Source organism: Ruegeria sp. CE8, assembly GCF_056537465.1.
Map to the genome: position 1 here is coordinate 1 of NZ_JBQFRP010000009.1, position 15,615 is coordinate 15,615.

At 58.9% G+C, this 15,615-nt stretch carries 12 protein-coding genes; 5 read left to right on the top strand and 7 right to left on the bottom strand.

What is annotated here, in order from left to right:
- Window positions 1-375: 375 nt before the first annotated feature.
- Together katG and ACR0AA_RS14780 are read right to left on the bottom strand one after the other, a co-directional pair.
- Entirely contained in the window at window positions 376-2,577 is a 2,202-nt protein-coding gene (gene katG, locus ACR0AA_RS14775) for a catalase/peroxidase HPI (RefSeq protein ID WP_480666087.1), read from the bottom strand.
- 268 nt (window positions 2,578-2,845) lie between these two features.
- On the bottom strand, window positions 2,846-3,691 hold the full coding sequence (locus ACR0AA_RS14780; RefSeq protein WP_480666086.1) for an SDR family oxidoreductase: 846 nt from the start codon (window positions 3,689-3,691) through the stop codon (window positions 2,846-2,848).
- Window positions 3,692-3,781: 90 nt separating this feature from the next.
- Between ACR0AA_RS14780 and ACR0AA_RS14785 the strand changes: the two genes are divergently transcribed.
- Complete coding sequence (locus ACR0AA_RS14785) at window positions 3,782-4,414, top strand: class I SAM-dependent DNA methyltransferase (RefSeq protein ID WP_480666085.1); 633 nt, start codon at window positions 3,782-3,784, stop codon at window positions 4,412-4,414.
- Between the two features lie 6 nt (window positions 4,415-4,420).
- Here ACR0AA_RS14785 and ACR0AA_RS14790 read toward each other — a convergent pair whose 3' ends face one another.
- The 3 genes from ACR0AA_RS14790 to ACR0AA_RS14800 are packed head-to-tail and all read right to left on the bottom strand — an operon-like array spanning window position 4,421 to window position 8,389.
- On the bottom strand, window positions 4,421-5,200 hold the full coding sequence (locus ACR0AA_RS14790) for a carnitinyl-CoA dehydratase (protein WP_480666084.1): 780 nt from the start codon (window positions 5,198-5,200) through the stop codon (window positions 4,421-4,423).
- Window positions 5,197-7,212: an acetate--CoA ligase family protein gene (locus ACR0AA_RS14795; RefSeq protein ID WP_480756338.1), complete on the bottom strand. Its 2,016-nt coding sequence runs from the start codon at window positions 7,210-7,212 to the stop codon at window positions 5,197-5,199. The genes ACR0AA_RS14790 and ACR0AA_RS14795 overlap by 4 nt, the downstream gene beginning before the upstream one ends.
- Window positions 7,213-7,228: 16 nt before the next feature.
- The gene (locus tag ACR0AA_RS14800) at window positions 7,229-8,389 is read right to left on the bottom strand and encodes an acyl-CoA dehydrogenase family protein (RefSeq protein ID WP_480756339.1); all 1,161 of its coding nucleotides are present in this window, start codon (window positions 8,387-8,389) and stop codon (window positions 7,229-7,231) included.
- Between the two features lie 78 nt (window positions 8,390-8,467).
- On the opposite strand from ACR0AA_RS14800, the gene ACR0AA_RS14805 reads away from it, so the two are divergent.
- Window positions 8,468-9,409, top strand: a complete 942-nt coding sequence (locus ACR0AA_RS14805; protein ID WP_480666081.1) for a GlxA family transcriptional regulator — start codon at window positions 8,468-8,470, stop codon at window positions 9,407-9,409.
- On the opposite strand, the gene ACR0AA_RS14810 is transcribed toward ACR0AA_RS14805, so the two are convergent.
- Both ACR0AA_RS14810 and ACR0AA_RS14815 read right to left on the bottom strand, forming a co-directional pair.
- Window positions 9,406-10,395, bottom strand: coding sequence for a sterol desaturase family protein (locus ACR0AA_RS14810; protein WP_480756340.1), 990 nt, complete (start codon window positions 10,393-10,395; stop codon window positions 9,406-9,408). The two genes, ACR0AA_RS14805 and ACR0AA_RS14810, sit on opposite strands and share 4 nt — an antisense overlap.
- A gap of 21 nt (window positions 10,396-10,416) precedes the next feature.
- A complete protein-coding gene (locus tag ACR0AA_RS14815; RefSeq protein WP_480666079.1) occupies window positions 10,417-11,172 on the bottom strand; it encodes a class II aldolase and adducin N-terminal domain-containing protein in 756 nt (251 codons plus the stop codon).
- A 118-nt stretch (window positions 11,173-11,290) separates the two neighbouring features.
- Here ACR0AA_RS14815 and ACR0AA_RS14820 point away from each other — a divergent pair, with 118 nt between their 5' ends.
- From ACR0AA_RS14820 to ACR0AA_RS14830, 3 genes are all read left to right on the top strand, one after another.
- Complete coding sequence (locus ACR0AA_RS14820; RefSeq protein WP_480666078.1) at window positions 11,291-12,166, top strand: LysR family transcriptional regulator; 876 nt, start codon at window positions 11,291-11,293, stop codon at window positions 12,164-12,166.
- A gap of 144 nt (window positions 12,167-12,310) precedes the next feature.
- The gene (ade, locus tag ACR0AA_RS14825; protein ID WP_480666077.1) at window positions 12,311-14,113 is read left to right on the top strand and encodes an adenine deaminase; all 1,803 of its coding nucleotides are present in this window, start codon (window positions 12,311-12,313) and stop codon (window positions 14,111-14,113) included.
- A complete protein-coding gene (locus ACR0AA_RS14830) occupies window positions 14,110-15,573 on the top strand; it encodes an AMP nucleosidase (RefSeq protein WP_480666076.1) in 1,464 nt (487 codons plus the stop codon). Before ade ends, ACR0AA_RS14830 begins: the two co-directional genes overlap by 4 nt.
- Window positions 15,574-15,615 lie beyond the last annotated feature (42 nt).

The following is a 15,615-nucleotide window of genomic DNA, read 5'->3' on the forward strand; positions in this document are numbered from 1 at the left end:
ACTCATTCCCAAGATGCCCCCAGTCTCTCCTGAGCGTCTCAACCGTCTCTCCGGCCCGTCCCACCGTCTCCCCGGTGCGCCCCCAGCGCCTCAGCAGCGCCGGTGAAGGGGTATTTACGGATTAGGTCTGGGACCTGCAACCCCCATTTTGAAAAAACTTCACATTTCCCCGCAGAAACTTGCTGATGTTAATAAAAACAACAGGTTAGCTTTAGAATTCACGCGCCTGAACGACTTTCTCCCTGCATGATCTGGTAAAGAAGTTGGCGTTTCGGCGGAATCGTACCCAATGCTTGGTATACACTCGGGACTCGGTCCAAAGAAAACGCCGCCCGAGTCTCCCCGAGCGGCGCAATTACTGTAATGAACGCGGGATTACTTCAGATCGAAACGATCCGCATTCATCACCTTGTTCCAGGCCGATACAAAGTCACAGACGAATTTGCCTTCGGCGTCGGCCTGACCATAGACCTCGGCCAGCGCCCGCAGCTGCGAGTTCGAACCGAAGACCAGGTCGACACGGGTGCCGGTCCATTTGAGCTCACCACTGGAGCGGTCGCGGCCTTCGTAGATACCTTTGCCTGCAGGCTTCCACTCGGTGCTCATATCCAGAATGTTGGTGAAGAAGTCGTTGCTCAGCACACCAACCCGGTCCGTAAAGACGCCATGCCTGGTATCGCCAAAACTGGCGCCCAGTACCCGCAGGCCACCGACAAGGGCGGTCATCTCAGGTGCCGACAGGGTCAACAACTGCGCCCGGTCAACCAGCAACTCTTCGGGCGAGACGGTGTACTCGGCCTTCTGATAGTTGCGGAAACCATCTGCGATTGGTTCCAGAACCGCCATGCTGTCCACGTCCGTCTGATCCTGAGTCGCGTCGGTACGGCCCGGAGTGAACGGCACCTCGACATCAATACCCGCCGCCTTGGCAGCTTGTTCGACACCCGTTGCACCGGCCAGAACGATCACGTCAGCCAAAGATACTTGCTTGCCGCCAGACTGCGCATCGTTGAACGCCTTCTGAACGCCTTCCAGAGCATCTAAAGTTTTGGACAGTTTCAGAGGCTCGTTCACATCCCAGTCTTTCTGCGGCGCGAGACGGATACGGGCACCATTGGCACCGCCGCGCTTATCAGACCCACGGAAAGTCGAGGCCGAAGCCCATGCGGTCGAGACCAGTTCGGACACCGACAGGCCGGTTGCGGCGATCTTGGCCTTCAGGTCTGCGACATCGGCCTCATCGACCAGATCGTGATCCACTGCCGGAACATTGTCCTGCCAGATGAGCTCCTCAGTTGGGGCTTCCGGTCCGATATAGTTCGAACGCGGACCCATGTCGCGGTGAGTCAGTTTGAACCACGCGCGGGCGAAGGCGTCGGCGAACTCTTCCGGGTTCTCATGGAAGCGTTTCGAGATCGGGCCATAAATCGGGTCCATGCGCATCGCCATGTCGGCGGTTGTCATCATGGTCTTGACCTTTTTGGTCGGATCACCGGCCGCCGGAGCCATGTCTTCTTCTTCGACGCCGATCGGTTCCCAGATATATGCGCCTGCGGGGCTCTTGGTCAGGTTCCACTCATATTTGAACAGCAAGTCGAAATAGCCGTTGTCCCATTTGATCGGATTCGCAGTCCACGCGCCCTCGATGCCCGAGGTCGTGGTGTCGTCACCCACGCCCGAACCGAACTTGTTGATCCAGCCCAAGCCCATCTCTTCGATCGGAGCGGCTTCGGGTTCCGGACCGACCAGATCAGGGTCCCCGGCGCCGTGGGCTTTACCGAAGGTGTGGCCACCGGCAACCAGTGCGACGGTTTCCTCATCGTTCATGGCCATCCGGCCAAAGGTGTCCCGGATATCGCGACCCGAGGCCAAAACGTTGGGCTCACCATCCGGACCTTCCGGGTTCACGTAGATCAGGCCCATCTGAACGGCGGCCAGCGGGTTTTCCAGATCGCGTTCGCCTGAATAGCGGCTGTGCGGGTTGTCGGTGGGGGCCAGCCAGTCGGTTTCAGATCCCCAATAGATGTCTTCTTCGGGCGCCCAGATATCTTCGCGGCCGCCGGCAAAGCCAAAGGTCTTGCCGCCCATAGATTCGATAGCGCAGTTGCCGGCCAGGATCATCAGGTCGGCCCAAGAGATCTGGTTGCCATATTTCTGTTTGATCGGCCACAGCAGACGGCGCGCTTTATCGAGGTTGCCGTTATCCGGCCAGCTGTTCAGCGGCGCGAACCGCTGGTTGCCGGTTGAGGCGCCGCCTCGGCCATCTGCCGTCCGGTAGGTCCCGGCGCTGTGCCAGGCCATACGGATGAACAGACCGCCATAGTGGCCGTAATCGGCGGGCCACCAGTCCTGCGAATCCGTCATCAGCGCATAGAGATCTTCCTTCAGCGCTTTCATATCCAGCTTCTTGAACTCTTCCGCGTAGTCGAAATCCGGCCCCAGCGGGTTCGACGCAGGCGTTTTCTGGTGCAGAATCGACAAGTTGAGCTGGTTTGGCCACCAATCCCGGTTCGACCGGGTTCCTGCGCCATGCATTACCGGGCATCCGCCCGTTTTGGGGTTATCACTTCCGTCCATGTCGATCTCCAATCCTGGCTAAAATCCGGCTCAGTCGCGCGGTGAAAAACTCGGGCGATCAAGAACATATATAGATGACACTTTTACTTCTTTTAGATGCACGACCTGTATTGCGCGCATTCCACCAGAGGCATCGGCGACTCTTGTCTTGTCGCCGCCAGAACTAGCAGATTCAAACCATGCAAATAAGTTTTGTTTATAGATGGTTTCTATAATCAAAACTTATCAAAGAAAGCAAAGGGCAACTTACCCCGGGACAGTCCGGCCTTTAGTCGTCGACCATCAGGGACTTCAGCCCGACCCTGTAGTCTGGATAAAGCAGGTTTACGCCCAACTCATCCTTGATCCGATTATTCCTGACCCGCTTGTTTTCATTATAAAAGCTGCGCGCCATCGGGGTCATATCCGCCTCGTCAAATGACACCTCGGGCGGCAGCGGCAGGCCCTGCAACTCGGCCGCGTAGGCGATGACATCCTGTGGCGGGACTGGTTCGTCATCGCATACGTTGTAAATTGCACCCGGATTGGGCGCGGCCATCGACACCGAAAGAACCTGCGCGATGTCTGCCACATGGATGCGCGAAAAGACCTGACCGGGTTTGATGATCCGCCGCATGCCCACACGTTTCAACTTGGAGAACGGACCGCGTCCGGGGCCATAGATGCCAGCCAGACGGAAGATATGGGTCGGCAGGCCGGGAATGCCCCGCCATTGTTCTTCTGCCCGCACCCGCCATTTGCCGCGCTCGGCCGTTGGGGTCGCAGGTGTCGTTTCATCCACCCACGCGCCCTGATGATCTCCGTAGACGGCGGTGGTCGACAGATAGCCGACCCATTCAAACTGCTTCGCACGTTCCACGATTTCATCTCGCATCGCAGCCAGAACCGGATCCCCCTGCGCGTTTGGCGCCGTCGAGATTAGCAGGTGGGTCACCCCATCCAACTCGGGCGTATGTCCGGGCCAGATTACCGGTTCGGCCCCGGACGCCCTGATCGCTTGCGATTGGGCCGGGTCGCGCGTGGTGCCAAAGATGCGCCATCCATTGGGTTTCAATTGCCGGGACAAGGCCTGCGCCGAATACCCGTGCCCGAACGAAAAGAGAGTACCTGTCATGCGTTCCTAGATGATCCGCAAATTCACGGGATGCAAGCATCTGCACGCAGATACTTGATTCGAATCCCTCAATGCGCCTTTCTTTTGGGCATGAGTGAAAAAACACCAGATCTGCAGACAGCCTATGCGCTGGATTCGCCCGAAGGCCACAAACGTCTCTATGCGGAATGGGCCGGGGACTATGACGAAGATTTTGCCACGCGCGAAGACTATCAGTTGCACATCCACACCGCGCGTGCCTTTGTCAGCGCCGGCGGACAAGGGCCTGTGCTTGACGTCGGCGCGGGAACCGGCCTGTGCGGCGCCGTTCTGGCCGGTTTGGGCGTTGGCCCGATCGACGCCACGGACATCAGCGCCGAGATGCTGGATCAGGCCATGCGCAAGGATATCTACCGCGACGCGATCGAGGCGGATCTGAACGAAGGCATCCCGGTTCCGCGCGAAAGTTATTCTGGGATCGTATCTTCTGGCACGTTCACACATGGTCACCTTGGGCCAGAGGCTTTGACGGCACTTCTGCGCGTCGCCCGGCATGGTGCTCAGTTTGCCCTGTCGATCAACGCCAAACACTACGAGAAACTTGGTTTTGCCGAAGCCCTGCACCGGCTCGCTCAAGACCAGATACGCAATCTGGCCCTGCCCGAGGTGCCCATCTATGGCGACCTCGCCTCCGGCCCCAATAAAAATGACACCGCGCTGATCGCGCTGTTCGAGCGTGTGTAGACTGACTTAGCGCCCTTTCCACACGGGGTCGCGTTTTTCAGCAAAAGCACGCGCGCCTTCCAGATTGTCTTCCGATCCGTACAGAGTATCGACTGTTGGCAGTTGCCGCCCGGTGATACGGTTCATGGCATCCTGAAACTTAGAATCCTCGGCATCGCGCACGATCTCTTTGATCGCGGCATAAACCAATGGCGGGCCGCTGGCCAAAAGGCGCGCCAGTTCCCAAGCGCGGTCCATCAGCTGATCACCCGGCACGATCTCGTTCACTAACCCCCAGTTCTTCGCTTCGTTCGGATCGAACCAGCGTCCGGTCAGCAGCAGTTCCATCGCCACGTGATACGGAATGCGTTTTGGCAGTTTGACACTGGCGGCATCGGCCACGGTGCCCGAGCGGATTTCTGGCAATGCAAAACTGGCGTGATCCGCAGCGATGATCATGTCCGCACTCAAGGCCAGCTCCAACCCGCCACCACAGGCGATCCCGTTGACCGCCGCGATGACCGGCTTGTTCATATCGCGCAGTTCCTGCAGACCGCCGAACCCGCCGACGCCATAATCGCCATCTACGGCGTCTCCGTCAGCGGCGGCCTTCAGGTCCCAGCCGGGGCAAAAGAACTTTTCCCCACCGCCCGTTATGATCGCAACGCGCAGGTCAGGGTCGTCCCGAAAATCGCGAAAAACCTCGCCCATGATGCGGCTTGTTGCCAGATCAATGGCATTGGCCTTGGGGCGGTCCAGGGTGACTTCGAGAATAGCGCCTTCGCGCTTGGTTTTGACCGGGTTCATGAACTTGCCTTTCGGATCAGAGCATCCACCGCCACCGCACCGTTCGGCGCACAGATCAGGGGATTGATTTCAACTTCGCTGACGTGGGCTGCATTGGCAATGACATAGGCCTGAACGGCCTCAACCGTGTTCAGGATCGCTTCCATGTCCGCCGCCGGTTTGCCGCGATACCCCGCCAAAAGCGGGGCGCAGTTCAACCCGCCCAACGCCTTTTGCACCGCGTCACGAGAGGACGGGATCAGCAAAGAAACCGTGTCGCGCAGGATTTCCGTCAACACACCGCCTGCGCCCAAGGTCAAAACGAAACCATGAGCCGGGTCTCGTGTGACACCCACCAACAGTTCCGCCACGCCACCGGTCGCCATTTCTTCGATCAGTACTTCTTCGGTACCGATATCCGCCGCGACATCGGCGACATCGGCGGCGTCAATACCAAGGCGAACCGCCGCATGCTCGGATTTGTGCGCCAGCCCAACCCCCTTGACGGCATATGGGCCCGTCAGATCAGCTATGGATCGAGGCGCCGCTTCGGCGGGCGCAACCGTGCTTCTGGGTACGCGGACTCCAAAACCCTCCAATGCGTGCTTGGCCTCAGCCTCGGTCAAAACCTGATCTGCAACTGAGGCAGAGGGCAGCAAGACCGGGTCCGTCTCTGCTACGACGGGACGTGCCGCAGCTTCGACGGCGGCCAATGCCTCGTGCAGCCCGGCGAATGGAACCACGCCTCCTTCCAACAGGCGTTGCGCGACGTCTTCGGGCATCAGTTCCGGCAGCGTTGCCGTCACTGCAAACCTGCGCCCCGTCCGTTCCACACAACTCAAAGCGGCCTGCGTGGCACATTCCCAATTTGTCGCATCCGTGTGCGGATAGTCGACGATCGCCATGGTCAGCGCCTGTTCCGGGCTCGTCATGGCAGACCAAGCCCGCGTCATCGCCGCAGTGTCGCGCCAAATGTAGGTGTGGTAGTCCAGCGGGTTCGCTAAGGCCACCATCGGCCCCAAAGCTGCGCGCAGATCATCCTTTTGCGTATCCGTCAGCGGTGGGAAATGCACCGCGCGACCTTCCGCCATATCCGCGGCTAGACTGGCCTCTCCACCGGAGCAGCTGATTGATCCAAGACCGTTATGATCAAGCCGACCAGTCACATGCAGTAGCTTGAGGCATTCTAGGAAGCTGGGAATATCTGCCAACCGCGCGATCCCAAGCCGATCCAGAAACGCCTGCGCGCCCGCATCTCCTCCGGCCAACGACGCCGTATGGGAAATCGCCGCCGCCTGCGCATGCGCAGAGCGACCCATTTTCAAGGCAATGATCGGCACGTTCCGATCCCGCGCCTTTTGGGCCAGAGCTTCCCATTTGCGCAGATCGCCGAACCCTTCGATGTGCAGACCAATCGCGGTGATCCGGTCATCATCCAACAAGGCCGAGGCGATGTCGGCCTGATGGGTCTGCGCCTGATTTCCGCTGGTCAGCATAAAGGCCAATGGCAAAGCGCGGCGTTGCATCGTCATATTAATAGCGATGTTCGAGCTTTGGGTCAGGATCGCCACACCGCAATCCACGGGTTGCATGCCATGCTGATCCGGCCAGACAGCGGCACGATCCAACCCGTTGATAAATCCGTAGCAGTTTGGCCCCAGAATCGGCATGTCGCCAGCCGCCCGAATCAACTGGTCCTGCAGATCAGCGCCCTGATCGTCTTCGGCGCGGGCCTCGGTAAAGCCCGAAGCAAAACACACCGCGCCCCCGGCACCCATCGTGGCCAGAACACCAACCGTTTCGATCGTCGCATGGCGGTTGATACCAATGAATGCAACGTCCGGCGCTTCGGGCAGCGCCTCGAGGCTGGCAAAGGCAGGTTCGCCCGCGATTTGGGCCGCCTTTGGATGGACGGGCCAGATATCGCCCTTAAAGCCAAACTTTCGGGCCTGTTCGATGACAGCGACGCACCAGGCACCGCCGCCAATCACAGCAATCGATGTGGGTTTCAGGACGCGTGACAGCGAAGACATCAGGCGGCCTCCCTCGTCACGCACCGAGCGCCCTCAGCAAATCGCGGCTGATAATGTGGCGCTGGATTTCGCTGGTGCCGTCCCAAATGCGCTCAACCCGCGCGTCACGCCAGAAACGCTCCAGCGGGTAGTCATCCATCAGGCCCATACCACCGTGGATCTGAATGGCAGCATCGGTGACACGCCCCAACATCTCGGAGGCATAAAGCTTTGCCGAGGCGATCTCGCGGTTGGCAGGCAGGCCTTTGTCCAGCCTGTCTGCTGCCGCAAGCGTCAACAGGTCTGCCGCGTCTATTTCTGTGATCATGTCCGCGATCTGGAAGGACACGCCCTGATACTTGCCGATCTTCTGGCCGAACTGTTCGCGCGTGGCAGAGTAATCCAGCGCATAGTCGAACGCGCGACGTGCGCGACCCACGGACATGGCAGCAACCGTGATGCGGGTTGCGTAGAGCCAGGTGTTCATCACATCGAAGCCGCCATCGACTTCACCCAGAACCTGGCTGTCCGGCAGGCGGCAGTCGTCGAAATCCAGCACCATGTTCTTATAGCCGCGATGGCTGACAGACTTATACCCGTCGCGGATGGTGAAACCCGGTGTTCCGCGATCAACCAGAAACGCCGTGATCCGCTTTTTCGGGCCTTTCGGCGTCTGATCCTCGCCGGTTGCGATGAAGACAATGATGAAATCCGCATGCTCTGCGCCCGAGATGAAATGCTTGGTGCCATTAACGACCCAGTCGCCTCGGTCGCGGACGGCCGCGCATTTCATGCCACGCACATCCGATCCGGCGCCGGGTTCCGTCATTGCCAACGCATCCATCTTTTCGCCACGCACGGCCGGCATCAGGTAGCGTTCGACCTGATCGCCCTCACACGCCATCAGAATATTCTGAGGACGCCCGAAGAAATGGTTCAGCGCCATGGACCCGCGGCCTAACTCACGTTCGACCAGTGCGAACTCCAGATGATTCAGCCCTGCGCATCCTACGCTTTCGGGAAAGTTGCAGGCGTAAAAGCCCAGCTCAATCGTCTTGCGCTTGATCTCACCCGCGATCTCCTGCGGGACCTCGCCGGTGCGTTCGACCAGTTCCTCATGCGGGTAGATTTCGTTTTCGACAAAGCTGCGAACGGTTGAGACGATCATCTCCTGTTCGTCGGACAATCCATATTGCATCGGGCGTCTCCAAATCCGGTGTTGAGGCATATCCTGACGCGGCTTGATTTTTCGAACATGCGAAAATAGACGTTGATCATGCAAGATTGGACTAAATCGCCCTCTGCACCGCAGCAAATCGGGGTTCTTCTGTTCGACGGATTCTCGAACCATTGCCTGGCCAATACGGTCGAGCCTTTGCGTGCCGCAAACACGTTGGCAGGGCGCAAGTTGTATGACTGGCAGTTCCTTGCGCTGGACACCGGGCCAGTGACATCGTCATCCGGCCTGCAAGTTGCACCACACGGGACCCTGCAGACCGCCAGCGGCGACATGCTGATGGTGATGCCGTCCTATGGGTTTCGAGCGCATGGCGGTTGGCGCACCCTCTCGGGCCTGCGATCTGCGAACCGGCGCTTCAAGGTTCTTGCTGGTCTCGACACCGGTAGCTGGCTGTTGGCTTTGGCCGGGCTTTTGGACGGGCATCACGCCACTATCCACTGGGAGGAGTTGACCGGATTCACCGAAAGGTTCCCAGAGGTCGATGCCCGACGCGAACGCTATGTCATCGACCGAAACCGCATCACCTGTTCCGGCGCCATGGCGGCCTTTGATCTGGTCCTGCATCTGATCGGTCGAGATCAGGGGCAGGCGCTGGCCCTGGAGGTATCTCAACTTTTCATGACCCGTGATTCCGCGCGCTCCCATACCGGTGGCGCAGGCGCGACCAGCGGTTACGTTAACAAAGCGTTGGCCCTGATGCAGGAGAACCTCGAGTCGCCTTTGCCCGTCTCCGAGATCGCTCGCCGTGTCGGACGGTCGCAAAAAGCTTTATCCGTCAGGATGCAAACCGAGCTTGGGGCCGGGCCCGCGCAGGTCTATCGGCGTTTGCGGCTCAATCTGGCGCGCAAGCTGGTTTCCGAAACCGACATGAGCATTGGCGAAATTGCTCTGCGCGCGGGCTATGATGACCCCAGCGCCCTGACCCGCGCGTTCAAAGCTGAATTCGGTGCCACGCCACGCGCCTTGCGGACAGGCTAGGTGTACATCTGCTTCTTGTAGGCGCGTGTGCGTGTCGTCGCCTCGGCCGAGCCGTCATGATAGGTGCCAAACCACTTATCGAACGGGATTTCAGAAGTTCCGTAGTTGCACTCGAAATACCGGTGGTGGAGCTGGTGAAAGAAATCCCCGGCGCGCGCGGCCTCGGTGTCGCCCGCTTTCAGCTTTTCGAACCCGGAATGCGACAGCACGGGGCTGATCTGCTGGAAATATGCATGGAACAGCACGTGCATCGGGTGCGACGGCACGATCAGATGGATGAAGTAGGTCGAGAAATACAGCAGGTTCTCATACCAGTGGTTCGATATCCCCGACCATGGACCAGTGTTTACATTGCGATGATGCACGGCATGAACGTGTTTATAGAGCTTGGGATGATGCTCCAACCTGTGCACCCAATAGAAGTGTAGGCCTGACCACATGGGTATTAACGCCATCCAGACGACGCACCAGACCGGCGCACTGGCCCATGTGACGGTTGGCACATATCCGTTGGCCATCGCCCAGTAGATGATCCACTGATACACGGTGGCCACAGACATCGCACTGCCCAGCGTCCACCAGATATTATCCAGAACCTGACTGCGGAACGTGAACGTACCGTTGTTGCGCGTCAGGTCTCGGCGGTCGAACTTTTTGTACATGCCCTGCCCTTTTCGCATGTACAGCCACCAGTGCAGCCCACCCGCGACCAGAATCTGAGGCACCATGTTCAGCAGCCAAATGCGGAACATCCACCCTGGCGCAAAACTCTGCATCGTGTCGAGCGAAGGGAAGAAGAACGCGTAGGCAATGACGGCTATTGCCAGGCACAGCGTTAGCGACGTGATCTGAAGCCATGCCCCGCCGTACCATTTCAGCACTGCGGTAGGGCGCGGGGGCCAATTGAACAACGGATTCAACTTCACCGGACCCTCGGGGTGATAGTTCCAGCGAGCGGCTTCGGGATCCTGGGCAGTGTCAGACATGGCGAATACCCTATCGAGGTGTCACGTTGAGTAGTCCGAACCCTCCGCATCCAGCAGAGCCTTGATCTCTCGCAGATGCGCTTCGGCCTGATCCGGATAATCTTCAAGTTCTTGCGCCGTCTTCTCGGCGATCTCGTCCGACAGGACGCGCAGGGGCTGGCCGGTTTGCAGCGCGCGAATGTAAGTTTCTGCCGCACGTTCGAAATAATAGAGCCTATTAAAGGCATCTGCTGGATCGCTGCCGATCACGAGCACACCGTGATTGCCCATGATCATGACCTTCTTTTTGGGGTCCGACAGCATGGATGCGCAACGTTCCCCTTCGCTTTCGAAGGCAAGGCCACCAAATTCCTGATCGATGACATACCGGTTGTAGAATGTGGCCGTGTTCTGATCGATCGGGGGCAGCGTGCTATCCGCTAGCGAGGCCAGAACCGTCGCAAAGATCGAATGCACATGCATCACGCAACGTGCATGCGGGCAGTGCCGGTGGATCGATCCGTGCAAGCCCCACGCCGTTGGATCGGGGGCTCCGGGCTGGTTCATGACTTCGGCATCATTGGCATCCAGAAACAGCAGATTTGATGCTTTGACCCGAGCAAAATGCATCTGGTTCGGGTTCATCAGAAACTGAGTGCCATCAGGGTTAACCGCAAGGCTAAAGTGGTTGGCCACGCCCTCATGCATGTTCAAACGTTCGACCCAACGAAACGTTGCGGCAAGATCCACGCGTTCGGCCCAGTGATCGATATTGGCGCGCAGGTTGGTGACACTCATTCCGGGCTCCTTTGCGGATAGCTGAGGACTTTGGGAAATCGTGCCTGCGGCGCGAAGGTTTGACCAACGAAAAAAACGCAACTATCCCATAAGCCGAACTAATGGCAAGGTTATGCACATGCAGAAGACGCTTCCTCCGCTGGGTTGGCTGCGCACGTTCGAGGCTGCGGCCCGCCACCTGTCCTTTACCGGTGCCGCCCGGGACTTGAACATGACTCAAAGTGCGGTCAGTCAGCAGATCAAGTCGCTGGAAGGATACCTTGGCCAGCCGCTGTTTCTGCGGCGCCCGCGGGCGCTGGAACTGACTGAGGCAGGCATCACCTACCTGCCTGTTGTACGCGAGGCATTTCGGACGCTGGTGCGCGGAACGCAGGCCGTTACCGGAGCCCAGCAGAACGCGGTACAGGTTCAAAGCAACATTACCTTCGCGGTTAATTGGCTGGCTCCCAGGCTGCCGGATTTTCGCGCTCAGCATCCGGAAGTGCAACTGAACATATTCACCGAACTTTGGGAGCCTCAGGAAATGGCGGACGGGGCGGCGGTGGAAATCCGCTATTCGCTGCGGCCGTCGGATACGGTCCGGACCGAGTTGCTTAGAACCGAATACTATTATCCAGTCTGCGCGCCGGAATTCGAGGTGACGCTGGGGACTTTGCAAACGCAGCCGCTTTTTGATTGCTCGAACCTGCTGTCAAATTGGCAGGGCTGGGTCGAAGATCAGGGTCTAAATTGGGAAAATCCCGCAATTACCTACTCCACCACATATCTGGTCAGTCTGTCCGTGGCGATGGTAGGAGGTGGTTTGTGTCTGGCCCATGACACCATCGCGCGCAGCCTGATCGAACAAGGTCGGCTGGTCGCTCCTTTCCCTCACCGCTCACCCATGCCCGAAGCATATTACCTGCTGTTGTCACCTCGCGCGGAAGAAAGCCCCGGTGCTGTTGCCTTTGTCGATTGGGTTCGTCGAGAAATGGCCGCTGACTTGCCATTATAGACGGGGATGCTCCCGCCCATCATCCATGCCCGTTCAGGGCATCTCTTCTGGTTGGGCCGGGCGGCGCTGACGCGCTGCGTGACGGTTTGATGATACCTGTTCGCAAGGGGTTGAACCTTTTCGCGCATTCGGGAAAGTTGGGCCATGGAACACACACCCTTCCCAAGTTGGCCCGATGTCGCCCCTCGTCTGATTGCTGTAGCCGCCGGGCGTGAACCTGCGGATATGGTGATCCGCGGCGGTATCTGGGTAAACGTACACAGCCGCGAATGCCTGCCAGATCATGACATTGCCATAGCGAATGGGCGTGTAGCCTTTGTCGGCCCCGATGCGTCGCATTGCGTGGGCCCCGAGACGCAGATCATCGAAGCCGCCGGCCGTTACATGGTCCCCGGTCTGTGCGACGCACATATGCATATCGAATCAGGGATGCTGACACCCGCTGAGTTTGCGCGTGCCGTTATTCCCCATGGCACGACCAGCATGTTCACGGACCCGCATGAAATCGCCAATGTGCTGGGCCTTGATGGCGTGCGCATGATGCATGACGAAGCAATGATGCAGCCGGTGAATATCTTCACCCAGATGCCATCCTGTGCGCCGTCGGCACCAGGGCTGGAAACGACCGGGTACGAAATCACTCCCGAAGACGTGGCCGAAGCCATGAACTGGCCCGGAATCATCGGACTGGGTGAGATGATGAATTTCCCGGGTGTTATCCACGGCGACCCCAAGATGCTGGCCGAGATCGCCGCCACACAACGCGCGGGCAAAACCGTTGGCGGTCACTACGCTTCCCCTGATTTAGGGCCTGATTTTGCGGCCTATGTGGCCGGGGGTCCGGCGGACGACCATGAAGGCACTTGCGAGGCTGACGCCATCGCGCGCGTTCGTCAGGGCATGCGGTCGATGATGCGGCTGGGCTCGGCCTGGTTTGATGTGGAAAGCCAGATCACGGCGGTCACCGAGAAAGGCCTGGACCCGCGCAACTTTATCCTGTGCACTGATGACTGCCACTCGGGCACGTTGGTCAATGACGGGCACATGAACCGTGTGGTCCGCCACGCCATTGCCTGTGGCTGCGATCCGTTGGTCGCGCTGCAGATGGCAACGATCAACACGGCGACCCATTTCGGGTTGGAGCGTGAGATCGGCTCGATCACACCGGGGCGGCGCGCGGATGTCATCCTCAGCTCGGACCTGAAGGAACTGCCCATCGAAACCGTGATCGCGCGCGGTAAGGTCGTGGCCGAGCATGGTGAGATCACCGTGGACTGCCCACACTTCAACTGGCCGGATTCGGCCCGCAATACCGTTCACTTGGGGCACGCGCTGACCGCGACCGATTTCGAAATCGAGGCGCCAACAGGTGCCAACCGGGTGCAGGCCAATGTGATCGGAGTGGTGGAAAACCAGGCCCCGACCAAAGCTCTGAAAGCCGAACTGCCGATCATCGAAGGGTTGGTCGAGGGCGAAGGCGAAGTCTGCCAGATCGCATTGGTCGAACGGCATCGGGCTACGGGCGGCGTGACCAATGCCTTTGTCTCGGGATTCGGGTATCAAGGCAAAATGGCCATGGCCTCGACCGTGGCGCATGACAGCCATCACATGATCGTCGTCGGCACCGATCGCGAACAGATGGCACTGGCCGCCAACCGCTTGGCCGAAATAGGTGGCGGCATCACTATCTTCCGCGATGGGCAAGAACTGGCTCTGGTTGAACTGCCAATCGCGGGCCTGATGTCTGACAGCCCTGCCGCTCAGGTGGCTGCTAAGGCCGAGGCCATGGTTGCGGCGATGGAAGCCTGCGGTTGCACCCTCAACAACGCTTATATGCAGCACTCACTGCTGGCGCTGGTCGTTATTCCGGAATTACGAATCTCAGACCTGGGCCTGGTGGACGTGCGCACCTTTGAGAAAATCGATCTTCTGGAACCACTTGCATGACAATAATAAAAACACCCAACGCACCAAAACCCGAGCAGTTCACCGATCCCAAGGCCGCCGTGGCCCGTTTGGAAGAACTGTACGAACAAGCGACGCGCTTTCTGTGCGACAGCTTTGCCGACGCGATGAAGCAAGGCGCACCAACAGCACGGTACAGAGCCTATTACCCGGAGATTCGCATAAGGACGTCGTCCTATGCCCATGTCGACAGCCGTTTGAGCTTCGGCCATGTCTCGGAACCGGGCATTCACGCAACGACGGTCACCCGGCCGGACTTGTTTCGATCCTACCTGACCCAGCAGATCGCGTTGCTGATCAAGAACCACGATCAGCCGGTGACGATTGGTGCGTCGGAGACACCGATTCCGGTTCATTTCGCGGTGGCCAACAACCCCGACCTGCACGTCCCGCAACAGGGCGCAGCCGGGTTCACGTTGCGCGACGTTTTTGATGTGCCCGACCTGACCACCACCAATGATGACATTGTGAACGGCGTCTATGATTCCGAGGCCGAAGTCGGCCCGCTGGCCCTGTTCACAGCGCAGCGTGTGGACTACTCACTGGCGCGACTGGCGCATTATACAGCGACGGACCCCAGCCATTTCCAGAACCACGTCCTGTTCACGAACTACCAGTTCTACGTATCCGAGTTCGAAAACTACGCCCGTGAACAATTGGCCGACCCGGAAAGCGGCTACACCAGCTTTGTGTCTACCGGCAATGTCGAGATCACCGACCCCAAGGCCGAGCTCGCCCAACCGCTGAAGCTGCCGCAGATGCCGACATATCACCTGAAACGCGCGGATGGGTCGGGGATTACGCTGGTCAATATCGGCGTCGGTCCGTCAAACGCCAAAACGGCAACCGATCACATCGCGGTATTGCGCCCCCATGCCTGGTTGATGGTCGGTCACTGCGCTGGCCTGCGAAACACGCAGGCGCTAGGCGATTTCGTGCTGGCGCATGCTTATCTGCGCGAAGACAAGGTGCTGGATGACGACCTGCCGGTTTGGGTTCCGATCCCGCCATTGGCCGAGGTTCAGGTCGCGCTGGAACGTGCGGTTGCCGAAGTTACCGAACTGGAAGGATATGAGCTTAAGCGGATCATGCGCACGGGGACCGTCGCCTCGGTCGATAACCGCAACTGGGAACTGCGCGACCAATCCGGGCCGGTGCAGAGGCTCAGCCAGTCGCGCGCGATTGCGCTGGATATGGAAAGCGCGACCATCGCTGCAAACGGCTATCGCTTCCGCGTTCCCTACGGCACCTTGCTGTGCGTTTCGGACAAACCCTTGCACGGCGAATTAAAGTTGCCCGGCATGGCGTCTGCCTTTTATACAACTCAGGTAAGTCGCCATCTGGCCATTGGAATTCGGGCGATGGAACATCTGCGCGGCATGCCTTTGGAGCGGTTACACAGCCGGAAATTGCGTTCTTTCGACGAAACGGCCTTTCTCTGACGCAAAAAAGCAACGTTTTCCCCATATTTTTAGGGTTTTTCG